Source organism: Plantactinospora sp. B5E13 (genome assembly GCF_039871775.1).
Classification (GTDB): Bacteria; Actinomycetota; Actinomycetes; order Mycobacteriales; family Micromonosporaceae; genus Plantactinospora.
This window is the reverse complement of sequence record NZ_JBDPLT010000002.1, coordinates 19,129-40,951: the sequence shown is the minus strand read 5'-3', so window position 1 is coordinate 40,951 and position 21,823 is coordinate 19,129. Positions and strand designations below refer to the sequence as shown.

Genomic DNA, 21,823 nt, shown 5'->3' with positions numbered 1-21,823 from the left:
GCGACACCATGAAGAACGACGACACCATGAAGGTGGTAGGTCTGCGCCGGCACGGCGGGCCGGAGGTGCTTGAGGTCCTCGACCGGCCCACCCCGCACGCCGGCCCGGGCGAGGTGCGGATCCGGGTACGCGCCACAGTCGTCAACCCGGGCGACACCCTGATCCGGGCCGGCCTGACACCGATCCGGCAACAGGGTGCCGACCCCGTCATCCCCGGTCACGAGATCGCCGGCACCATCGACGAGATCGGTCCCGGCACCGCCACCGAACTCTCGATCGGCGACCAGGTGATGGCCACGGTCAACCCCATGCGCCCCGCCGGGGGAAGCTACGCCGGTTGGGTTGTACTCCCCGAACCCGCGGTGGTGCCGGTACCCACCGGGGCGAGCCTCGCCGAGGCGGCCACCCTGCCGATGAACGGACTGACCGCCCTGCACGCCCTCGATAACCTGAACCTCGCCCCACGCGGCACAGTCGCGGTCACCGGTGCGGCCGGGGCGGTCGGCGGTTACGCCGTGCAGCTGGCCAGGGCCGCCGGTCACCGGGTGCTGGCCGACGCCGCACCGCGCGACGTCGACCTGGTCACCGCCCTCGGTGCCGATGTCGTCGTCGCCCGGGGGGCGGATGTCGCCGACCGGTTCCGCGAACACGCCCCGGACGGCGTCGACGCGGTCGTCGACGCCGCGATCATCGGCGCCCCGCTGCTGCCGGCGATCCGCCACGGCGGCCGACTGGCGTACGTCCGCGGCATGCCGGACCAGGCGGAGTTCGAGCAGGCGGCGGAGCGCCACGGCGTCACCCCCGTCCTCGCGTACGTCTACCAGTACGAGAACCGGCGCGACAAGCTCGAACTGCTCCGCCAGCTCGCCACCGAAGGACGGCTCAGCCTGCGGGTCGCCGAGACGTTCCCCCCGGAGCAGGCGTACCGGGCGCACCGGCTCCTCGAAGCGGGTGGGGTCCGGGGTCGACTCGTCATCGAGTTCTAGGCGGACCGGACACGGCCGGGCCGGGCGCCCGACCCGGCGCCCGGCGACCGCAGGGCAGCGGAAGGAGAGCTGAAGGAAACCGTAAGGGGATCCCGGCAGGCTGTGGTCATCGCCGAAGACGGCAACAGACCGCAGATCAGAGGGAGCAGAGCCATGCGCAAGCTCATCGAGTCGACGTTCGTCTCGCTGGACGGCGTCATCGACGACACCCGCCCGTCCACCGCATCCCGGGCCGAGCCGCAGCACTGGGGGCAGCCGTACTGGGACGAGGACCACGCCAACTACGCCACCAAGCTGTCGACGGAGGCGGACGCGATGCTGCTCGGCCGGGTGACCTACGAGGGTTTCGCGGCGGCCTGGTCCGGGCGGGCCGGTGACCCGGCCGCCGACCAGATGAACGCGATGCCGAAGTACGTCGCCTCCCGGACCCTGACCGAGACGACCTGGAACGCCACCCTGCTCACCGGGGACGTCGCCGAGGAGGTCGCCAAGCTCAAGGAACAGCCGGGCGGGAACATCGTCAAGTGGGGTACCGGCGAGCTGGACCGTACCCTCGTCGAACACGGCCTGGTCGACGAGTTCCACTTCTGGTACTTCCCGGTCATCGTCGGTGCCGGCAAGCACCTGTTCGAGGGGGCCGGGTTCGACACCACCCACCTGAAGCTGGCCGACGTCAACCGGTTCGGTTCCGGCATCGTCGTACACATCTACGTGCCGAAGTGACGTCCGCTCAGGCCCGGTCGCCGTCCAGCAGTGACCGGGCCTGGGTCGGGGTCAGCCCGGCACCGCGCGCGTACCAGACCGCGAATTCGGGATCGGCGGCCTCGACCGCCGCCCGGATCCGGTCCAGCTCGGCCCGGTCGGCGACGGAGCGCGGCTGGCCGTGGCGCCGCCAGGCGGCGTCGGCCGCGCCGAGCAGTCGCGCGGCCAGCCCGGCCGGTTCGGCCGGTTCGGCCGGTTCGACGACGGCATCCGCGCCCGCCCGCCGGACCAGCGCGTCGGCCATTCCGGTCAGCGCCCACGCCAGCTCCGGCAGCGAATCCTGCTCGTGGGCGATCTCGAAGCCCTCCCGGTGCCAGCCCAGCGCGCCGACCGGGTCACCCCGGTCGGCGGCGGACAGCCCCAGCTCGACCAGCACCATTCCCAGGTACGGCGGATGTCCCTCCCCGATTCGCTGGTTGCGGGCCGAGGCCAGCAGCCACCGCAGGTGCTCCTCCGCGAGATCGGGACGGCCGCCCCGGCGTACGGCGATCGCCAGGCTGAGGGTGGCGAAGACGGCCAGCGCCTCCAGCCCCTGCTCGGCGGCCAACCTCCGGGCCCGCTCCGCGTGCTCCCGGGCCTGCGGATAGTCCCCGGTCTGCACGCAGATCCAGGCCAGCCAGCCCAGCCGACCCGCCACATCGGACCAGAGCCCGAGTTCCTCGGCGATCCGCAGGCCGACCCGGCTCAGTCGGAGCGCCTCCGTCTGGTCGCCGGTCAGGTCCGCCAGGCCGATCAGCCAGTCGGTGGCCTGCAGTACCCCCCAGTCGTCGCCCAGTTCGCCGAAGATCGCGGCGCCGCGTCGGGCGTCCCGCTCCAGGGCGGCAGGATCGTGCCGCACGTGCGCGAGCATGGCCCGGGTGCTGAGTACCGCCGCCTCACCCCACCGGTCACCGGCCGCCCGGAACGTCTCCAACGCCCGGTCCAGCAGCTCTCCGGTGGCGGCCTCGTCCCCGGAGTTGATGATCGCGCCGCCCAGCCACCATTCGAGCCGGGCCAGTCCGACCAGGTCACCGACCTTCTCGTAGGCCCGCAGCACCTCTGTCACCCGCCCGACCCTGGCCGGACCCGCGTTGGATGGACCGCCGTCGGACAAGCCGGCGTCGGACAGACCGGCGTCCGCCCGTTCCGGGGTTCTCCCGCCGATGCCGGGTTCCGTCCCCGAGTGGTCGCCCTGCCGGATCGCCAGACCGACGTACCAGGCCTCGGCCTCGGCCCGCAGCTCGGCGGGTGCCTCGCCGGGTACGGCCAACGCCATGGCCAGGGCGCGGCGCGCCTCGGTAAGCCGGCCACGCAGGAAGCGGTACCAGGTCAGCGCCCGGGCCAGCCGCAACGCCGGCCCGGCCGCGCCCTCCCGCCGGTACGTCTCCAGGGCCGCCCGGAGGTTCGCCGCCTCGGCGTCCAGCCGGCCCAGCCACTCCCGCTGCCCCGGACCACGCAGCAGCGGATCGGCCCGCGCGGCGAACGCCAGGTAGTGGTCGGCGTGCCGACGCCGCAGCACCGTTTCCTCCCCGGCCCGCCGCAACTGGTCCAGGCAGTACGCGGACACCGACTCCAACAGCCGGAACCGCGCCCCGTCACCGCGTACCACAAGTGACCGGTCGACCAGGCCGGCCAGCAGGTCCAGCACCTCACCGGCGGCGACCCCGTCCCCGGCGCAGACCGTCTCGGCCGCGTCGAGGGTGCATCCGCCGGAATGCACCGCCAACCGGCGCAGCACCATCCGTTCGGGTCCGGTCAGCAGCCGCCAACTCCAGTCGATCACCGCGGCCAGGGTGCGTTGCCGGGCCGGCGCGTCCCGCGGCCCACTGCCGAGCAGCCCGAACCGGTCCTGCGGTACCTCCAGCCGGGCCGCCAGTTCGGAGACCCCGAGCGCCGGGACCCGGGTCGCCGCCAGTTCCAGCGCCAGCGGGATGCCGTCCAGCCGCCGGCACACCTCGGCGACCTCCACCACCGCGGCTGCTCCGGCCGGCACCGCCACCGCCCCGGCCGGCACCGCCGCCCCGGCGGGCACCGCCGGTTCGGCCGTCGGCCCGCTCTCCGACGGCAGTCCGGCGCGGGCGAGGAACAGCCGCACGGCGGAGGACCGGGCCAGCCGGGCCGGGTCGTCGGTGTCCGGGACCTCCAACGGCGGCAGGTCCCAACGGGCCTCGGCCCGCAGCCGCAGTGGTTCCCGACTGGTCGCCAGCACCCGCAGCTCGGGCGCGGCCGGCAGCAACGCCCCGACCAGCTCCGCCGCCGACTCGATCACGTGCTCGCAGTTGTCCAGCACGAGCAGCGTCCGCGTCCCGCGCAGTGCGGCCGTCAGCCGCCCACCCGCCGGCCCGCCGTCACCCGGTACGTCGGCGATGCCGAGGGTGGCGAGTATCAACTCGGCCAGCTCGCCCGAGCCGTCCCAGGCGGTCAGGTCGACCAGCCACACCCCGTCCGGGTACGCCTCGACCACGCCCCGGGCCACCGCCAGCGCCACACTGGTCTTGCCCACCCCGCCCGGGCCGGTCAACGTGACGAGCCGGCTGGTCGACAGGAGTTCGCGTACCCGTCGTAGTGCGTGTTCCCGGCCGATCAGGTCGGTCACCGGCGCCGGCAGGTTGCTGGTCGGCCGAACCGGACGCGGGGTCGGCGTCGGCGGTTCCTCGACCGGGTCACCGGCGAGGATCGCCCGGTGCAGGGCGGCCAACTCCGGCCCCGGATCCAGGCCCAGTTCGTCGGCGAGCTGATGCCGCAGTTCCTGGAAGCTGTCGAGTGCCTCGCCGGTACGACCAGCCCGGTGCAGAGCCCGCATCAGGGCCGCCCGCAGCCGCTCCCGGTACGGATGCCGGGTCACCAGTTCACCCAGCTCCCCGACGAGTTCCCGGTGCTCGCCCAGCTCCAGCCGCGCTTCCGCGTACGCCTCCACGGCGGTCAGCCGCTGCTCCTCCCAGCGGGCCACGGCGGCGCGGGCGAACTCCTCGTCGGCGAAGTCGGCCAACGCCGGTCCACGCCACAGGTCCAGCGCCTCGGCCAGCAGCCCGGCCCGCAGCCGCGGGTCCCCGGCCGCCTGGGACCGCTCGACCAGGCTGGAGAACCGGGTCGCGTCGACCGCGTCGGAGCCGGCCCGCAGCACGTACCCGGGGGCCTGGGACACCACCAGGTCCCGGCCGTCGGGCTCGGCACCGGCCAGGGCACGACGGAGCTGCGAGACCCGTACGTGCAGCGCGGCGGTGGGGTCGGCGGGCGCCGCCTCACCCCACAGGTCCGCGACCAGCCGGTCCGCCGACACCGTCCGTCCCTGGTGGACCAGCAGGTCGGCCAGGAGCGCCCGGACCTTGCGACCGGGGACGGTGACCGCCTCGCCATGGTCGGTCCAGACGGTCAGCGGCCCCAGCACCCCGAATCGCACCGCTCCAGGCTACGGGCGCGGGCTGTGCTCGTCCGGTCAGGTCAGCACGAGCCACTGTCGGCCGTCGATGAGTTCCCGGGCCGCGTCAAGGTGACCCGCGTGGCAGGCGGTCTCGGTGATCACGTGCAGCAGCACCTCCTGATGGGTGTCCAGCCGCCAGCCGCCGAACATGCCTTCGGGCCACCACGCCGGCGCGGCGTCCAGCGGGGTGGCGGCGATGACAGCGTCCGCCAGTCCGATCTGCTGACGGTAGCGATCGACCACCAGCTCGGCGGGCACGTCCGGGTCGACGACCCAGGCGTCCGGGGCGCCCGCCAACTCGTCGATCACGACCCGCTGGCCGCCGACCACCGCCCGGAACCAGCCCCGCTCCACGTCCAACGCCAGGTGGTTGACCAGGCCGAGACAGGACCAGCCCGAGGGCAGCACCGGTCGGCGCAGTTCCTCCCCGGTCAGGCCGTCGACGATACCCAGCACGTGACGGCGCTGGTCGTCGAGCGCGGCGCGCAGTTGTTTCAGCACAGAGGTCCCTCCTGGAGTTCGTCGGCGCGGTCGAGCAGCGCGCGCCGCTCGGCCGCGCCGGGGGTACGCGACGCCGCCGTCCGGAACAGCGTCGCCGCCCGTTCGCGGTGGCCGGACCGGGCGACGAGGTCCGCCTCGACGGCGACCGCCAGTGGATAGTCGTCGAGCCGTCCTCCGGCCCGGGCCTCGGCGAGCAGGGTGAGCCCGGCCGCCGGCCCGTACGCGTAGCTGTGCGCCACGGCACGGTTCAGCGCGGTGACCGGGGCCGGCGCCAGGCGCAGCAGCTGGTCGTAGCAGTCGGCGATCCGCCGCCAGTCCGTCTCCTCCGCCGACGCGGCGGTGGCGTGGCAGGCGGCGATCCGGGCCTGCCACCCGTACGGCCCGGGCTGGCGCGACCCGGCGAGCAGGCGTACGCCCTCGTCGATCGCGGCGTGGTCCCAGCGCGACCGGTCCTGCCGGTCGAGCGGCACCAGCCGGCCGTCGGCGTCCCGCCGTGCGGCCCGCCGGGAGTGCTGCAGCAGGAAGAGTGCGAGCAGCGCCGACACCTCGGGCTGCTCCGGCATGAGTTCGGCCAGCAGCCGGGCCAGCCGGATCGCCTCGTCGGCGAACGCGGGTTCTCCGTCGGGGTTGTAGCCCTGGGTGAAGAGCAGGTAGAGCACGGCGAGTACGCCGGGCAGCCGTTCGGTGAGCGCCCTGCCGTCGGGCACCCGGTACGGGATCCCTGCCTCGGCGATCCTCGTCTTGGCCCGGGTCAGCCGGCGGGTCATCGTCGACTCGCTGACCAGGAAGACCCGGGCGATGTCCGCGGTCGGGACCGCGCAGATCGTCCGCAGGGTCAGCGCGACCCGGGCCTGGAGGGCGAGAGCCGGATGGCAGCAGGTGAAGATCAGCCGTAGCCGGTCGTCCACGACCTCCTCCCGTCTGTCGTCCCCGGTCCCGGTCGCGGCGGTCAGCGCCAGCACCGCCAGTTCACGCAGCTTGCGCCGCTCGACGGTGGCCCGGCGCACGACGTCGAGCATCCGGTTCCGGGCCACCGTCATCAGCCAACCGCCCGGACTGTCCGGTACGCCGTCGTCGGGCCACCGGGCCAGCGCCTGGGCCAGCGCCTCCTGGGCGCAGTCCTCGGCGAGCGTCCAGTCACCGGTGATCCGGATCAGCGCGGCGACGATCCGCGGGTACGCCTCGACCGCCGCCTCCGCGACCGCCCGGGCCACCTGGGCCTGGGCCGGAACCGCCTGGGCAGCCACTGTCGCCCGGGCCGGCGGTGCCACCGGAACCGTCCGCACCGCCGGGGCAGGCTCGGAACCCGTCACGGCTCCAGGTCGGCGAGCGGCCGGAGCTCGATCCGCCCGGCCCACGCCATCGGGTGGGTACGCGCCACCTCGATCGCCTCGTCCAGGTCCGCGCACTCCAGCAGGTCGAAGCCGACGATGACCTCCTTGGTCTCGGCGAACGGTCCGTCCGAGACCAGCAGTTCACCGTTACGGACCCGGACCGTGGTCGCGCTCGAGGTCGGGCCCAGCACCGAACCGTCCAGCCGCCGGCCGGCGGCGTCGTTCTCCGCCACCCACTTCTCGACGTCGGGATAGTTCGCGGTGTCCGGGTCCGGCTCCGGGTCGCTGCAGACGAACATCATGTACTTCATGGTCAGGGCCTCCTTGAGCTGACTTCCACCGTAGTGACGAACGGCCGCCCCGGTTCCGGACAGCTGCCCGGAAAAGATTCCGCTGTCGACGCGGGGGCGTACCGTCACGGCGTGCAGAAGACCGCCAGCGGTGGTGCAGCGGATCACCGGCCGACCCTCACCCCGCGTCGGCTCAACCGGGCCACCCTGGCCCGTCAACTGCTGCTGCGGCGCGAGCCGATGACCGTGCCCGACGCGGTACGCCGGATCGTGGCGGTGCAGGCGCAGGAGCCGGCGTCGCCGTACCTCGCCCTGTGGAACCGGCTCGTCGGCTTCGATCCGGCCGATCTCGACACCGCGTTCGCGGACCGGGTGGTGGTCCGGTCGACGCTGCTGCGCGGCACCCTGCACGCGGTGCACGCCGGGGACTGGCCGGCGTTCCACACCGCGATGGCCCCTTTCCTGCGGTCCGCCCGGTTGGACGACCTCCGGTTCGCCGCCGCCGGGCTCACCGTGGCGGACGCCGACGCGCTGCTCCCGCACCTGGCGACGTTCCTGGCCCGTCCGCGAACGGGTGTCGAGATCCAGGAGATGCTGGCGTCCCGGCTCGCCGACCGGTCGGACCCGACCGACCAGTCGCAGCCCGGAGGCGAGTCGCCGCCTGGAGACCAGTCGCAGCCCGGGGGCCGGCCGGTCCCTGGAGACCGGCACAAATGGCTGTGGTGGGCGCTGCGGACGTACGCGCCGATGCACCACGTCCCGACCGGCGGCCCGTGGTCGTACCGGATTCCGGCGTCGTTCGTCGCCGCCCCGGACCCCCTGGACGCGCCGGCGCACGCCGACTCGGTGCGGTCGCTGGTGCTGCGCTACCTGGCGGGGTTCGGGCCCGCCTCGGCACGCGACATCGCGCAGTTCAGTCTGCTCCGGACCCCGGTGCTGCGGCAGGCCGTCGACGCCCTCGGTGACCGGGTCGTCCGGCTGACGGGCCCGGACGGGGCACCCCTGTTCGACGTACCCGGGGCGCCGCTGCCGCCGGAGGAGACGCCGGCGCCGCCCCGGCTGCTGCCGATGTGGGACAGCGTGCTGCTCGGGTACGCCGACCGCAGCCGCGTCGTTCCGCCGGAGTACCGCACGGTGATCACCCGTCGTAACGGCGACGTCCTGCCGACGCTGCTGGTCGACGGCCGGGTGGCGGGCGTGTGGCGGCCGACCCCGGCCGGCGTCGAGGCGACCGCCTTCCACCGGCTGGACGAGGCGACCTGGGAGGGGCTGGCCGCCGAGGCCCGCGCGATGGTCGGCTTCCTGGCCGGCCGCGACCCCGCCGCCTACCGCCGGTACGGCCACTGGTGGGACAAGGGTCTGCCGGGAGTCGAGGTCCGGGTCCTGCCGGGCTGATCGCGAACCCCACCGGCACCACCGGACCGGCGATAATGGCCGGGATGATCGAGGCGATTGCGCTCAGCAAGACGTACGGTCGGGTCCGCGCCGTGGACGACGTCACCTTCACCGCCGCACCGGGCCGGGTGACCGGGTTCCTCGGCCTCAACGGCTCCGGCAAGACGACCACCCTGCGGATGCTGCTCGGCCTGACCCGCCCCACCTCCGGCCGGGCCCTGGTCAACCGCCGACCCTTCGCCGACCTGCCCGACCCGCTCCGGCAGGTCGGCGCCGTACTCGAACAGGGCATCAGCCACCCGGGCCAGACCGGCCGGGCCCACCTGGCCGCCCAGGCGATCCTGGCCGGCGCGGGCCGCGCCCGGGTCGACCACCTGCTCCGGTACGTCGGCCTCGGGCACGCCGCCGACCAGCGCACCGGCGGCTACTCGCTCGGCATGCGGCAACGCCTCGCGGTGGCGACCGCGCTGCTGGGCGACCCGGCCGTGCTGATCCTCGACGAGCCGGCGAACGGCCTCGACCCGGAGGGCATGGCCTGGCTGCGGGAACTGCTGCGCGAGCACGCCCGCAAGGGCGGGACGGTACTCATCTCCAGTCACCTGCTCGCCGAGTTGGCGCAGCTCATCGACGACGTGGTCGTCATCGCCGACGGCCGGGTGCGCTGGGTGTCCCCGCTCGCCGAGCTGTACGGCACCACCGCCCGGCGGCTGCGGGTCCGGGGTCGTGACCCGCGCCGGCTCTGGTCGGCGTTCGAACGGGCCGGGGCGCGGGTCAGCGCCGACGGGCAGGCCCTGGCGGTGGTCGGCCTCTCCCCCGAGGACGCCGGTGAGATCGCTTTCGGTGTCCAGGTGCCGGTCTACGAGCTGACGGTCGACACCCCGAACCTCGAACAGATCTTCCTCGACCTGGCAGGCGCCTCATGATCGCCCTGGTCCGCAGCGAGCTCTACCGGGTGGTGACGATCCGGTCGAGCCTGTTCTCCCTCGTCGTCCTCGGCGGGCTCGGCCTGCTGATCGGCTGGTTCAACATGGACGCCTGGGAACTGCTCGCCGGGATCGGCGCGTTCGGCCTCGGTGTCATGCAGGTCGCCCAGCACCACCAGCACCGTACGGCGGTCCTGCTCCACCTCGCCCGGCCCAGGCGACTGACCGTACTGGCCGGTCAACTCGTCACCACCGTGCTCGTGGCCGTCGGGTTCGCCGTACTGAGTGGTGTCAGCGTCCTCGGCCGGGGTGAGGTGACCCAGTTCCGGGACACGCTCACCGTCGTACCGCTGATGGCCGTGTTCGGGGCCGCGAACGCGGCCGTCCTCCGGCGTCCGACCTGGGTTTTTCTGGGCTGGACCGGTTGGTTCCTCTTCGTCGAGGGTCTGCTCGGCCGGCTGACCGCGCCGCTGCCGTTCTCCGCGTTCCTCGCCGCCGGCGCGGGCGACCGGCAGAGCCTGCTGGTCCTGGCCTGCTGGACAGGGCTGGCGGTCGTCGGCGCGGTCGTCGCCGTCCGCCGGGATCTGACCGGCGACTGAACCGACACCGGTCAGCCCCAGATCGCCGCCGCGGCGAGCCGGTCGGCACCCGTCGCGGACGACTCGGGCCGGGCCACCCGTGGGTGGCCCGGCCCGAGTTCCGGTGTCGACGCTCAGCGGACGCCGGCGTCAACCCGTGGATTCAGCGACGAATCGGCAACCGGTAGACGCCACCGGCGGCCGTGCCGGCGTAGAGCCAGCGGCCGTCGGGGCTGACCGCCAGCGAGCGTACCGAGGGATCCGGCAGCCCGGCGGCGATGTTGCTCCAGGTACGGCCGCCGTCGGTGCTGCGCAGCACCCCACGCCCGTTGATGGTCAGACCCGCCGTCCGGAAGTTGCCGGTGCCGGCGTACAGGACACCGTCGGACTCGACGATCTGACTGACCCGCATCCGCAGCGTGTACGGCCCGCTTCCGGTGCTCCGGGCCTCGGTGAAGGTACGTCCACCGTCCGTGCTGACCCGGATCGTGGCCCCGGCGGCGACGATCCGTCGACCGTCGACGTGCAGGGCGGACACCGGACCGTCCAGCACCTTGACCCGGGTGGCGCCGCCGTCGTCGGACCGCCAGAGGCCACCCTCGGCGGCGAGCCAGATCCGCTGCGGATCCCGGGGGTCTCCGGCGACCGCCGCGTACTCGGTGCGGTGGTCGATCCTGCGCCAGGAGGTCCCGCCGTCCCGGCTGACCAGCAGCCCGGCCCCGGAGAGGTCCTTGTACGGCAGGTAGATCCAGCGCGGATCCGCCGGATGCAGCAGCAGCCCGAGCGGGGTGACCGGATCGGTGTAGACGTCGGTGAAGGTGACCCCGCCGTCCACGCTGCGCTGCAGCCGGGTGCTGAAGAAGCCGGTCATCAGCAGCTTCCACACGGTACGCGGCTGGCCCGGTTGGACCGCCAGTCCCCGTACCGTGAAACCGATCATGCCCTCGCCCGCCGACGCTCCCCAGTCCAGCCGACCCGGGTCACCGGGCAGCGGGGTGCGGTACACGTCGACCGGGGTGCCGACCAGCAGCTCCCCGCCGGTCACCAGCAGTTCGTCGGCGGATGGGCCCGGGGTGCCGATCCGGGTGTGGTGCACCGCGTCGGTGGTGCTGAAGACGCCCGCGCTCTCCATCCCGACCAGCAGGGTACGGTCGTCGCCCGGCCACTGCGCCAGACTGTTGACCACCGCCGTCCCCACCTTGGCCGCCGGCCGCCAGGTCCGACCCTCGTCGGTGCTGACCTGGTTCTGCCCGTGCGCGTCGACGAGCAGGGTCCGGCCGGCGGCGGTTAGGCTGAGGATGTCCTCGGTGGCGAGCAGCTGTCGCCAGCTGCCACCCCGGTCGCTGCTTCCCCAGACGGTGCCGTTCCAGAGCGCGACCGCGACCGTCCCACCGGCGACCGCCAGGTCGTACGGCTGGGTGAAGAAGTCGTCCGCCGCCCGGACCAGGGTCGGGGTGCCGGTCAGTCCCGACCATCGCCAGACGCCGTCGTCGCCGGCCAGGAAGAGGTCGTCGCCGAGCAGCTCCAGCCCGACCGCCCGACCGGTCCAGAACGCCGGGGTCGACGTCCAACTGTCCCCGCCGTCCCGGCTGACCTCGACCGTCGAGGTGGTCGCCACCGCCAGCGTCCGGCCGTCCGTACCGGCCGCGAAGCCGAGGATCTCGGCGTCCGGGAACGGCAGGGTACGCCAACTGCGGCCGGCGTCGTCGGTGCGCAGCATCCGGCCCTGGAAGGTCGGATCCCCCGTCGAGGCGACCGCGACCCACATCCGGTCGGCCCGCGTCGGGTCGAGCTGGACCGTCGGCCGGCCCGCCGGTACGGCGGCGAGCCCCTCGTACCGCCAGGTCCGGGCCCGGTCGGTGGTGATCCAGAGTCCGGCGCTGTTCTCCGAGGTGACCACCAGCCGGTTCGGGTCGGCCGGGGTGGTGGCGAGGAACCCGCCGGTCCCGTACGGCCCGATCAGGCTCCACGGTGTGCTCGCCGGGTCCTCGGCGACCTCGAAGTGGGAGCGGCCGAGCATCGTCGTGCCGGCGTCGTTGCGGACGGTGGCGGTGACGGTGTAGACACCGGGCCGGTCACCGCGGACCGGCGCGTGCCACCAGACACCGCCGTCGGCGACCGCCACGGGTCGGCTGCGCCGTCCGTCGGGACCGGTCACCTCCACCGTCGGTGGCGTCGACACCGGCAGCAGCGTGTCGACGTAGACGGTGCTGTCTCCGGCACTCGGGTCCGGCGTGACGTACAGCCACGGGGTACGGGTCGCCAGCAGGTACGGCACCCGCAGGTCGGTGCCGTCCTTCGGTGCGTCCACGGTCAGCCAGCCGGAGACGTCGGCGGTGCCCTGGTCCGGGACCGGTACGTCGACCCGTACCGTGACGGTGGCCTGACCGCCGGCCGGCACGGTGACCCGGTCCGGGCTGACCCGTACCGTGCCGGGGCTGCCGGCCGCCGGGGTGGCCCCGAGCTTCACCGTGGTGGCCCGCCGGCCGGTGTTGCGCAGGGTCACCGTGCCGGTGGCCCGGGCCCGGTCGCCGGTGTGGTCGGCGAGTCCGAGTGACATCGCGGGTGGGTCGGTGGACAGGTCGGCGTCGAGCGCTGCCGTCACGTCCAGCCGTCCGGCGCCGGCCGATGCCGGTCCGGCGTCGATCGGTGCCGCCGAGCCGGCCAGGGTCGAGGTCAACCGGGCCGGTGAGGCCTCCGGGTGGAGTTGCCGCAGCAGCGCGGCGGCTCCGGCGACGTGCGGGGAGGCCATGCTGGTGCCGCTGTACCGGAGCACCCCGGCCGGCCAGAGCGCGGCCGGGATCGACGAACGGATCTCCACGCCGGGGGCGGCGATCTCCGGCTTCAGCTGCCAGCGCAGGTTCGGTCCCCGGGAGGAGAAGCTGGCGACCTGGTCGGTGACGTCCTCACCGGAGATGTCGACCCGGACCCGGCCGGCGTCGAGCAGGTGCCGCAACTGGGCGTACTGGCCGGGGTCGATGATGCCGAGCACCACGAGGCGGGTGAAGCGCAGTTCGGCGCGCGGGTCCGGACTCTTGGTCACGGTCGCGGTGAACTCGCCGGTGGCGGGCGGCCCGGCGCCGGTGCTGGCCGGCCCGCCGGAGGTGGCCGACGCGCCGACGGCGGAGCCGGCCGACACCCCGATGCCGGAGCCGTCACCGATGGCGCTGCCGAGGTAGCCGATCGCGGCCAGCGCGCCGCGCGATTCCGCCTCGGCGAACCGGTCCACGTCCTCCGGGTTGGCGTCGCTGCCCGGCGGACCGCTGACCAGCACGACCTTTCCGCGTACGTCGCCGACCCGGGCCCAGTCGGCCGGGGTGCCGGCGCCGACGTCCACCAGGTCGCCGGTGGTCCGCCGGCTCGGCGGGTTGGCCGAGACCCCGGCCCGGTACGTGATCAGCCGTTCCCGGCGCGGGCTGCGCAGGTTGGCGACCGGCAGCCGGATGCCGCTGGTCGTGGCGCCGACCGCGAGGACGCCGTCGGCGGCGGCCGGGGTGCCGATGGTGAACTCGCCCGGTCCCTCGTTGCCGGCGGCGGCGACCACCGTCACCCCGGCCCGGACCGCCGCGCTGGCGGCCCGGCCGACCGGGTCGGTGCCGTCACCGCCGGCACCGAGGCTGAGGTTGACCAGGTCGGCCCGGTACGGGTTGGCCGGGTCGACGGCGGCCTCCAGCGCGGCGACGATGTCGTCGGTCTCGCCCCAGCCGCTCGCGTCGAGCACCTTGTACGCGGTCAGTGTGGCGTCCGGGGCCACCCCGGTCACGCCCATCGCCCCGCCCACGCCGGTCCCGGCGATGATGCCGGCCACGTGGGTGCCGTGGCTGTGGTCGTCCATCGGATCGTCGTCGTCGTTGACGAAGTCGTGCCCGCCGACGACCTTGTGTCCGGGGCCGAAGCCGCCACCGAGGCTGGGGTGGGTGTAGTCGATGCCGGTGTCGATGACGGCGACGTTGACTCCGGCGCCCCGCAGCGGCCGTCCGGTGGAGTCCTCGCGCTGCCACGCCTCGGGTGCCCCGATCAGCGACAGGTTCGGCTCGACGCTGCCGGACGAGCCGCCCGCACCGCCAGCCACAGCGGCGGTGTCGGGCGCGCCGGCCAGGGCGGCGGCTTCGGCGACCCCGGTGCCCCGGATCTGGAACCGGGCCACCTCGTGCACCGCCCGCACACCGGGCAGCCGGCGCAGCACGTCGAGCTGTCCCTCGGGCACCCGTACCGCCATGCCGGGCAACAGGACCTGGAACGAGCGGCGGCGGTCGAGGCTGATCCGGGACCGTCGGGCCGCCTCGGTCACCTCCTGCTCGACGGCGGCGACCGCCGCCCGCGCCTGACGCAGCCGGTCGTCGGCCTGGGCGTCGACGGTGCCGGTCGGCGGTGCGGCGCTGATCGTCGGCGCGGCGTCGAACTCGACGATCACCGTACGGTCCGGGCCGGTGGCCGGGGCGGCGGTGGCCGACCCCGGCGTGAGGACCCCGGCGGCGAGCAGGACGGCAGTGGTCGCCGCCATGCCCCGCCAGGGTGGGAAGGAAGTCGTGATCATGGCTGATAGGGGAGCCCGGGACCGGGGCCAGCGGCAATGGTTGGCAACGTCATGTTGGTGCCGATGGCACCTGCCGGCCACAATCGGCCGTGTCCTCCGAACGGAACGCCCTCGCCGGGGCCGGTATCCCGGCCGCCGACGAACAGGTGCTGCGGGTCCTGCTCAGCCGGGGCCGGGCGAGTGTGGAGGAACTGGCGGCCAGCACCGGCCAACCCGCCGCCCGGGTCGCGGCCGGGCTCGACCAACTGCGCCGGCAGGGCCTGGTGGCCCGGCTCGCCAGTCAACCGGACCGGTACGCCGCCGCCGAGCCCCGGGTCGCGCTCGACGCCCTGCTGCACCCGGCCGAGCAGGCACTGCGCCGAGCCCGGGACGCCGCCACCGAACTCGCCGCGATCTTCGAGAGCGTCCGCTCCGGCGAGCACGCCGCCGGCCCGGTCGAGGTGGTCGTCGGCGAGGAGATCAGCCGTACCTTCCTGCGGCTGCAGCAGAGCGCGGTCCGGGAGGTACGCGCCTTCGACCGGCCGCCGTACGTGCACGCGGCCGGTAACCCGGTCGAGCCGGCGGTGCTCGCCCGGGGCGTCCGGTGGCGGGCGATCTACCATCCGGAGTCGCTGGAGCAGCCCGGTGCCCTCGCCGAGATCCGGCACCTGGGCACCCTCGGCGAGCAGGCCCGGGTCGCGGTCGACGTACCGTTCAAGATGCACCTGGTCGACGACCGGGCCGCGCTGGTGCCGACGGAGCCCGGCCCGGACGGCGCCCGCAGCCTGCTGGTGTACGCGTCGGTGCTGCTCGACGCGCTGACCTTCGTCTTCGACATCTGCTGGGAACGGGCCGTGCCACTGGACTCCGGCGTCGGTGTCGACGAACTCTCCGACGAGGACCGGCAACTGCTCGCCCTGCTCGCGGCCGGGGTGAAGGACGAGACGATCAGCCGGCAGCTCGGCCTCTCGGTACGTACCATGCGCCGGCGGGTACGGCGGCTGCTCGACCTGCTCGGCGCGCAGACCCGGTTCCAGGCCGGGATGGAGGCGATCCGGCGCGGCTGGATCCCCGGCCCCGGCGACCCGGCGACGGGTTGATCCCCGGCGCCGTCGACGCCGGGGATCGGGGGGTGCGGTGGCGGTCAGGCACAGATCGCGTACGCCCGGACCGCCCAGAGGTTGCCGTAGCCGTCCTCGTCCTCGCTCGCGCTGACCCGGACCTGGGTGTCCGAGATCGGCTCGATCGCGGTCATCCGGACCTGGCCGGCACCCTGGTCGATCTCACCGCCGACACCGTGCACCCGCTTGCCGTCCGGGCAGGTCGCGGTGGCGCTCTTCGTACGCTCCGAGTCGAGGATGCCGAGCGGGCTGCTGACCCGGGCCAGACCGGCGATCGGCGACACGCAGATCGCCTCGCCCCGGATCTGCCAGTCGTCGGCGTACCCGTTGCCGTCCTCGATGCCGGTGATGGTGACACTGCTCAGGTCGGCGGCCGGCCGCAGCTCGTCGACGACCACCTGTCCCATGCCGCCGTTCATCTCCACCCCGAAGCCGAGGATCTGCTTGCCGGGCGGGCAGAAGACGGTGTGGCCCTTGCTGTTCGAGTTCCAGGGCCCGGCCGACTCGGTCTGCTCCCAGCCGACCGGCGGTCGGGCGCAGAGCGCGGTCGCGGTGATCGACCAGTCGCCGGAGTACGCGTTGTCGTCCTCCCGCCCGGTCACCGAGTACACGTCGGTCGCGCCGAAGACCGGCGTCATGGTGTCCATGGTGACCTGGCCGTCGGACCGGTTCACCCGACCGCCGCCGCCGATCAGCATGGTGTCCGACGGGCAGGCCGCCTGCCAGGTCTTCCAGTTGCTGTCCGGCTGGCCGGTGCTGACCACCCGGGTCAGCCCGGGCAGTGCCGCACCGGCCGGCGCGACCAGGGTCAACTGGGTCGCCATCAGGGCGGCGGACGCCAGGCCGAGCGTCGCGGCGATCCGGCGGGTCCGGGCGGCGCCAGTGACTCGTGCGTTCATCGGGGGACCTCTCCTCATGTGTGTCGTGTCGCATTCGGGTCAGTCGTACTGTCAATTCGGCGACAGTTCCCCGAGGTGGTGGTTTCGGGGTTTGACTCAACCTCTGACCTGGGGTTTTCCCGGTCGAGAAAGACACTACGGAAAGACGTCCACAGTCGACTCACCAGATCGTGCCACGCTCGGGACAAGGCACCGGATCAACGGCTCGGCGAATCCGGGCGAGCCGGCGAGAATCGACGTACCAGTTCCAGCAGCAGCCCGGCGGCCAGGGCGAGGCCGACCGCGACCGTCGGTGCGGTCGTACCCACCAGGCTCAACTGGAAGAAGTCCTGGAGGAACGGCACCACCAGGACCACGGCGAACGTCGCCGCCAGGGCCAGCACCAGCAGCAGCCGCCACCAGGTGTACGGCCGGGCGATGATCGCCACCGCCCAGAGCCCGACCAGGAACAGGGTCAGCGTGGCGGCCGACGTCTCGGCGGCCAGGTCGCCGGCGTAGACCCCCCGGGCGAACAGGTACGACGCCACCGTCGCCGCCATCGCCACCACCCCGGCCGGTACGGCGAACCGCAGCACCCGCCCGACAAAACCCGTCCGGGCCCGCTCGGTGTTCGGGGCGAGTGCCAGGAAGAACGCCGGGATGCCGATGGTCAGCGACGAGATGATGGTCAGGTGCCGGGGCAGGAACGGGTACGGCAGCCCGCTCAGCACCACCGCCATGGCGAGCAGCACCGAGTAGACGGTCTTGGTGAGGAACAGGTTCGCGACCCGTTCGATGTTGCCGATCACCCGCCGCCCCTCGGCGACCACGGCCGGCAGGGCGGCGAAGCTGTTGTCCAGCAGGACGATCTGCGCCACCGCCCGGCTCGCCGGGCTGCCGGAACCCATCGCCACCCCGATGTCGGCGTCCTTCAACGCGAGTACGTCGTTGACCCCGTCCCCGGTCATCGCCACCGTGTGCCCCCGGGCCCGCAACGCCGCCACCATGTCCCGCTTCTGCTGCGGCCCGACCCGCCCGAACACGGTGTGCCGCTCGACCAGGTCGCCGAGCGCGGCCGGCTCGGACGGCAGCTCCCGGGCGTCGACCGGCTGCTCGGCACCGGGAAGTCCCAGCCCACCAGCCACCGCCCCGACCGAGACCGCGCTGTCCCCGGAGAGCACCTTGACCGCCACCCCCTGCTCGGCGAAGTAGCGCAGCGTCGCCGCCGCCTCCGGCCGGACCCGCTGGGCCAGCACCACCAACCCGACCGGCTCGACGCCTGCCACCCCACCATGGGAGGCGGCGGGCGCCATCCGGGCCAGCAGCAGCACCCGGAGTCCGCGTTCGCCGTACGTGTCGGCCTCGGCGAGCACCGGGTGTCCGGCCGGCAGCAGGACGTCCGGGGCGCCGAGCCGCCACTCGGCGCGCCGCCCGTCCGGGTCGGTCAGCACCGCGCCGCCCCACTTCCGGGCCGAGGAGAAGGCTGTCCGCGCCCCGATCGTCCAGCCCTCCGGTGCCGGGTACGCCTCGACGACCGCCCGTAGACTGGCGTTCGGCCGCTCGTCGGCGGCACCGAGCAGCCCGAGGACCGCCGCGACCGGTGCGTCGGCGGCGCCGGCTCCGGTGGCCTCGACGGTGTCCGGGCCGGCTTCGGCGGCGGCCGGGCCGAGGTGACGCATCTCGGCGACCCGCATCTCGGCGTCGGTGAGGGTGCCGGTCTTGTCCAGGCAGACCACGTCGACCCGGGCCAGCCCCTCGATCGCCGGCAGTTCCTGCACCAGGCAGCGTCGCCGGCCCAGCCGGATCACCCCGACCGCGAACGCGACCGAGGTGAGCAGGACCAGCCCCTCCGGCACCATCGGGACCAGCCCGGCGACCATCCGGCGCAGCGCCTCCGGCAGGTCGTCCGAGTTGACCAGGTACTGCCCGACGATCAGGCCGATTCCGGTGGGAATGATCAGCCAGGTCACGAACCGCAGGATGGTGTTCAACCCGGTCCGCAGCTGCGAGTTCACCAGGGTGAACCGGCTCGCCTCCTCGGCCAGCCGGGCCGCGTACGCCTGACGGCCGACCCGGGTCGCGGTGAACACGCCGGTGCCGGCGGTGACGAAGCTGCCGGAGAGCAACGGGTCGCCGGCCCGCTTCAGCACCGGGTCCGCCTCACCGGTAAGCAGCGACTCGTCGACCTCCAACTGGTCGGCCGTGGCCACCACCCCGTCGACCACGATCTGGTCGCCCGGGCCCAGTTCGATGAGGTCGTCCCGCACGATGTCGGCGGCGGCCATCTCGACCGCGCGACCGTCCCGGCGGACGACCGGCCGGGCGGCGCCGACGATCGCCAGCCGGTCGAGCGTACGTTTGGCCCGGAGTTCCTGGACGACGCCGATCACCGTGTTGGCGATGATCACGCCGCCGAAGAGCGCGTCCTGGATCGGGCCGACCGCGAGGATCACCCCGAACAGCACGCCCATGATGGCGTTGATCCGGGTGAAGAGGTTGGCCCGGACGATCTCCGGGACGGTCCGGCCGGACCGCACCGGTACGTCGTTGACCTGGCCTGCGGCGATCCTTTCCGCGACGTCGGCCGTGGTCAGTCCGGCTTGTGCTGTCAGCATGCGCCGACGTTACGAATCCGGCCGGCCGTGCGGCTGCGCCCGATCGTCAACCACCGACCCTGAGCTTTCTCAGGGTCGGCGGCGACCCGTTGTCCGGGTACGACGGCCGGGTTTCCCGGAGCCCCGCCGCCGCCCGTCGCCCTAACCTGAGCCGGGTGAGGCGACATCTCGGCAGTTCCTGGGACGTCCTGCTCTGGTTGCCGTTCGCGCTACTGGTGGTCTCCGGATGGAGCGGGCACCAGGCGTACCCGGTGGGGTTGCTTGTCGCGGGCCTGACGCTCTGGGGCGGCGCGGTGTGGCTCAGCCGCCGCCTGCCGCTGGTCTCGCTCTTCGTCGTGGTCGGGCTCTGCGCGCTGGACGGGAACTACTCGTTCGCGCTGCCGGTGGTGAGCTACCTGCTCGGCCGTCGGATGGCGCCGATCTGGCCGGCGGCCGTCGGCTACCCGGTGCTGGCCGCGCTCGGCACCGTGGTCGTGCTGTCCCGGTACGACTTCGTCACCTGGGCGATCCAGGCCGGGGCACTGATCTACGCCGGGCTGTTCCCGTGGCTGCTGGGACGGTACCGGCGTCAGCAGGCTGAGCTGACCGCCGCCGGGTGGGAGCAGGCGGAGCAGCTGGAGCGGGCGCAGCGCAGCCTCGTCGCCGAGGTACGACTGCGCGAGCGGGCGCGGATCGCCGAGGAGATGCACGACTCGCTCGGTCACGAGCTGAGTCTGCTCGCGCTCCGGGCCGGCGCGTTGGAGTTGGACGCCGGGCTGGACGAGCGGAGCCGGGCGTCGGCCGGACAGCTCCGGCTCGGCGCGGCCGCCGCGACCGCCCAGCTCCGCGACATCATCACCGTTCTGCGGGACGACGACACTTCCGGCCGGACCGACGACGGCACGACGCAGGACGGCCCGACGGACAACGGCCCGACGCAGGATGCCGCCGGCCGGGCCGACGGGGAGAGCATCGAGGCGCTCGTCCGCCGGGCCGGCGCCGCGGGTACGCCGGTCCGGCTGCGCGCTCCGGCGGGGCCGGCACCGTTGCCGGGGTTGGTACGCCGGACCGCGTACCGGATCGTGCGGGAGGCACTGACCAACGCCAACAAGCACGCGCCGGGGGCGCCGGTGGAGGTCCGGCTCGACCGGGCCGACAACACCGGGATGTTGCTGGTCAGCGTGGTGAACGAGCGGCCGTCGCCGGGGTCCGTCGGGCACCGCCCCGGTGGCGGGCGCGGCCTGGTCGGGCTTCGCGAGCGGGTACGTCTGATCGGTGGCACCCTGCACACGGACGAGCGGGACGGCGGTTTCGCGGTTGTCGCGCGGCTGCCCCTCGCGCCGACCTGGTCTCCGGATCCGGCCCGGTCCGACGGCCCGACCACCCCGGCGGCGGACCGGCGGCGGCTGGCACACCGGGAGGCGCGACGCGGTCTGGTCGTCGCATCCCTGGTGCTGACCGCCCTCGCGGTGAGCCTCGGCGGCCCGGCGCTCGGCTACTACCTCTACGTGACCGGTGGTTCGGTGCTCAGCCCACAGCGGTACGCCGTCCTGGTGGTGGGGCAGGAGTGGGCGTCGGTGGAGCCGCTGCTGCCCCGCCGGGAGACGCTCGAACGTCCCGATCCCGATCCGCTGCCCACGCCGCCCGGGGCCGGGTGCCGGTACTACCGCGCGCACGGGGACGTGCTGCAGCCCCGGGTGGACGTCTACCGGCTCTGTACGGCGGACGGCCGGCTGGTGGCGAAGGACGTCCTGCCCGACTCCGAACCGTCGGCGCGCCCGATGCCGGAATAGCCGTGGCCCCCGGTCCGGAGCGGGCCGACCGTCGTCGTACACATGTTCTATCCACAGGCTGTGGATCCGGATGGGGGGCCCGACCATCCGCGTCAATCGGGCATAACCTACTCTTTGTTGCCGGAGGGTGACATGGAGGCACGAAACGTCGTACGGATCGTGGCGGTGCTCGTGGCGGGCACCGTCGCCGTCTGTCATGCGTACCGCACGTTCTCGGACGACAACCCGGCGACCACCCCGGGGTACGGGCCGGACGTCCTCCACCTGCAGGGTGTCCACAATGTGGAGTTCGGCGACAGTGAGCAGGAGCTGATCAGCCGGGGCGTCCTCGATCCGGCCCAGGACCTGGGCTGCGGCCCGGGGTTGACCAGCCCGGGCACGGTCAGCCCGATCTTCGCCGACCACCGGCTCGTCCTGCTCTGGGCCAGTCCACCGGTCCGCACCCCGGAGGGGATCACCGCCGGCACCCCCGTCGAGCAGGTACGGCATGCGCACCCGGAGGCGACCGCGTTGACCGCCCCACCCGGCACCCACCGGTACGACGGACTGCTGGCGGAGCAGGGCGACCGGGCGTACCTCTTCCTGCACGACGGTCGGACGGTCCGCAAGACGATCGCCGGGTACGCCGACTACGCGCGCCGCGTCTTCGACGAGGGCTTCGGCACCTGCTAAGCGGACCGCCGAATCCAGCGCCGGGTACGCCGAGAAGCGCCCCACCAACCACTTGGTTGATCGATCGCCTCCGAGGTGCT

The 21,823-nt window shown here is 73.7% G+C and carries 15 protein-coding genes; 8 read left to right on the top strand and 7 right to left on the bottom strand.

The features are described from left to right. Positions 1–8 precede the first annotated feature (8 nt). On the top strand, positions 9–986 hold the full coding sequence (locus tag ABGB05_RS02065) for an NADP-dependent oxidoreductase (RefSeq protein ID WP_347651389.1): 978 nt from the start codon (positions 9–11) through the stop codon (positions 984–986). 153 nt (positions 987–1,139) lie between these two features. Next, positions 1,140–1,709 (top strand): dihydrofolate reductase family protein, encoded by a 570-nt coding sequence (locus ABGB05_RS02060; RefSeq protein ID WP_347651388.1) that lies wholly within the window; start codon positions 1,140–1,142, stop codon positions 1,707–1,709. Between the two features lie 7 nt (positions 1,710–1,716). Here ABGB05_RS02060 and ABGB05_RS02055 read toward each other — a convergent pair whose 3' ends face one another. The 4 genes from ABGB05_RS02055 to ABGB05_RS02040 are packed head-to-tail and all read right to left on the bottom strand — an operon-like array spanning position 1,717 to position 7,294. After that, positions 1,717–5,127, bottom strand: coding sequence for a BTAD domain-containing putative transcriptional regulator (locus ABGB05_RS02055; RefSeq protein WP_347651387.1), 3,411 nt, complete (start codon positions 5,125–5,127; stop codon positions 1,717–1,719). Between the two features lie 36 nt (positions 5,128–5,163). Next, positions 5,164–5,649, bottom strand: coding sequence for a DinB family protein (locus tag ABGB05_RS02050; protein WP_347651386.1), 486 nt, complete (start codon positions 5,647–5,649; stop codon positions 5,164–5,166). Beyond that, positions 5,643–6,935 carry a sigma-70 family RNA polymerase sigma factor gene (locus tag ABGB05_RS02045; RefSeq protein WP_347651385.1) on the bottom strand — a complete coding sequence of 431 codons (1,293 nt, stop codon included), beginning with the start codon at positions 6,933–6,935 and terminating at the stop codon, positions 5,643–5,645. Before ABGB05_RS02045 ends, ABGB05_RS02050 begins: the two co-directional genes overlap by 7 nt. Before the next feature lie 23 nt (positions 6,936–6,958). Continuing rightward, positions 6,959–7,294, bottom strand: coding sequence for a YciI family protein (locus ABGB05_RS02040; RefSeq protein ID WP_347651384.1), 336 nt, complete (start codon positions 7,292–7,294; stop codon positions 6,959–6,961). A 111-nt stretch (positions 7,295–7,405) separates the two neighbouring features. Here ABGB05_RS02040 and ABGB05_RS02035 point away from each other — a divergent pair, with 111 nt between their 5' ends. Genes ABGB05_RS02035 through ABGB05_RS02025 form a run of 3 tightly spaced genes read left to right on the top strand, consistent with a single transcriptional unit; the run spans position 7,406 to position 10,190 of the window. Next, complete coding sequence (locus ABGB05_RS02035; protein WP_347651383.1) at positions 7,406–8,668, top strand: winged helix DNA-binding domain-containing protein; 1,263 nt, start codon at positions 7,406–7,408, stop codon at positions 8,666–8,668. A 44-nt stretch (positions 8,669–8,712) separates the two neighbouring features. Further along, on the top strand, positions 8,713–9,591 hold the full coding sequence (locus ABGB05_RS02030) for an ATP-binding cassette domain-containing protein (protein WP_347651382.1): 879 nt from the start codon (positions 8,713–8,715) through the stop codon (positions 9,589–9,591). After that, entirely contained in the window at positions 9,588–10,190 is a 603-nt protein-coding gene (locus tag ABGB05_RS02025; protein ID WP_347651381.1) for a hypothetical protein, read from the top strand. The genes ABGB05_RS02030 and ABGB05_RS02025 overlap by 4 nt, the downstream gene beginning before the upstream one ends. Positions 10,191–10,332: 142 nt before the next feature. Here the strand turns inward: ABGB05_RS02025 and ABGB05_RS02020 are convergent, their stop codons facing one another. Then, the gene (locus ABGB05_RS02020) at positions 10,333–14,706 is read right to left on the bottom strand and encodes a S8 family serine peptidase (RefSeq protein WP_347651380.1); all 4,374 of its coding nucleotides are present in this window, start codon (positions 14,704–14,706) and stop codon (positions 10,333–10,335) included. 89 nt (positions 14,707–14,795) lie between these two features. Between ABGB05_RS02020 and ABGB05_RS02015 the strand changes: the two genes are divergently transcribed. After that, the gene (locus tag ABGB05_RS02015; RefSeq protein WP_347651379.1) at positions 14,796–15,785 is read left to right on the top strand and encodes a helix-turn-helix domain-containing protein; all 990 of its coding nucleotides are present in this window, start codon (positions 14,796–14,798) and stop codon (positions 15,783–15,785) included. Positions 15,786–15,829: 44 nt separating this feature from the next. On the opposite strand, the gene ABGB05_RS02010 is transcribed toward ABGB05_RS02015, so the two are convergent. Then, positions 15,830–16,705, bottom strand: coding sequence for a hypothetical protein (locus tag ABGB05_RS02010; RefSeq protein WP_347651378.1), 876 nt, complete (start codon positions 16,703–16,705; stop codon positions 15,830–15,832). A 197-nt stretch (positions 16,706–16,902) separates the two neighbouring features. Beyond that, positions 16,903–19,299, bottom strand: coding sequence for an HAD-IC family P-type ATPase (locus ABGB05_RS02005; RefSeq protein ID WP_347651377.1), 2,397 nt, complete (start codon positions 19,297–19,299; stop codon positions 16,903–16,905). A 155-nt stretch (positions 19,300–19,454) separates the two neighbouring features. Here ABGB05_RS02005 and ABGB05_RS02000 point away from each other — a divergent pair, with 155 nt between their 5' ends. Together ABGB05_RS02000 and ABGB05_RS01995 are read left to right on the top strand one after the other, a co-directional pair. Beyond that, positions 19,455–21,071 carry a histidine kinase gene (locus tag ABGB05_RS02000; RefSeq protein WP_347651376.1) on the top strand — a complete coding sequence of 539 codons (1,617 nt, stop codon included), beginning with the start codon at positions 19,455–19,457 and terminating at the stop codon, positions 21,069–21,071. A gap of 132 nt (positions 21,072–21,203) precedes the next feature. Further along, complete coding sequence (locus tag ABGB05_RS01995) at positions 21,204–21,743, top strand: hypothetical protein (protein WP_347651375.1); 540 nt, start codon at positions 21,204–21,206, stop codon at positions 21,741–21,743. Positions 21,744–21,823: the final 80 nt, after the last annotated feature.

What these genes read in the sequence shown, in the direction of transcription:
- ABGB05_RS02065 (WP_347651389.1), top strand. Translation starts at nt 9, where the DNA reads ATGAAGAACGACGACACCATGAAGGTGGTAGGTCTGCGCCGGCACGGC.
- ABGB05_RS02060 (WP_347651388.1), top strand. Translation starts at nt 1,140, where the DNA reads ATGCGCAAGCTCATCGAGTCGACGTTCGTCTCGCTGGACGGCGTCATC.
- ABGB05_RS02040 (WP_347651384.1), bottom strand. Translation starts at nt 7,294, where the DNA reads ATGAAGTACATGATGTTCGTCTGCAGCGACCCGGAGCCGGACCCGGAC.
- ABGB05_RS02030 (WP_347651382.1), top strand. Translation starts at nt 8,713, where the DNA reads ATGATCGAGGCGATTGCGCTCAGCAAGACGTACGGTCGGGTCCGCGCC.
- ABGB05_RS02025 (WP_347651381.1), top strand. Translation starts at nt 9,588, where the DNA reads ATGATCGCCCTGGTCCGCAGCGAGCTCTACCGGGTGGTGACGATCCGG.
- ABGB05_RS02020 (WP_347651380.1), bottom strand. Translation starts at nt 14,706, where the DNA reads ATGATCACGACTTCCTTCCCACCCTGGCGGGGCATGGCGGCGACCACT.
- ABGB05_RS02010 (WP_347651378.1), bottom strand. Translation starts at nt 16,705, where the DNA reads ATGAACGCACGAGTCACTGGCGCCGCCCGGACCCGCCGGATCGCCGCG.
- ABGB05_RS02005 (WP_347651377.1), bottom strand. Translation starts at nt 19,299, where the DNA reads ATGCTGACAGCACAAGCCGGACTGACCACGGCCGACGTCGCGGAAAGG.
- ABGB05_RS01995 (WP_347651375.1), top strand. Translation starts at nt 21,204, where the DNA reads ATGGAGGCACGAAACGTCGTACGGATCGTGGCGGTGCTCGTGGCGGGC.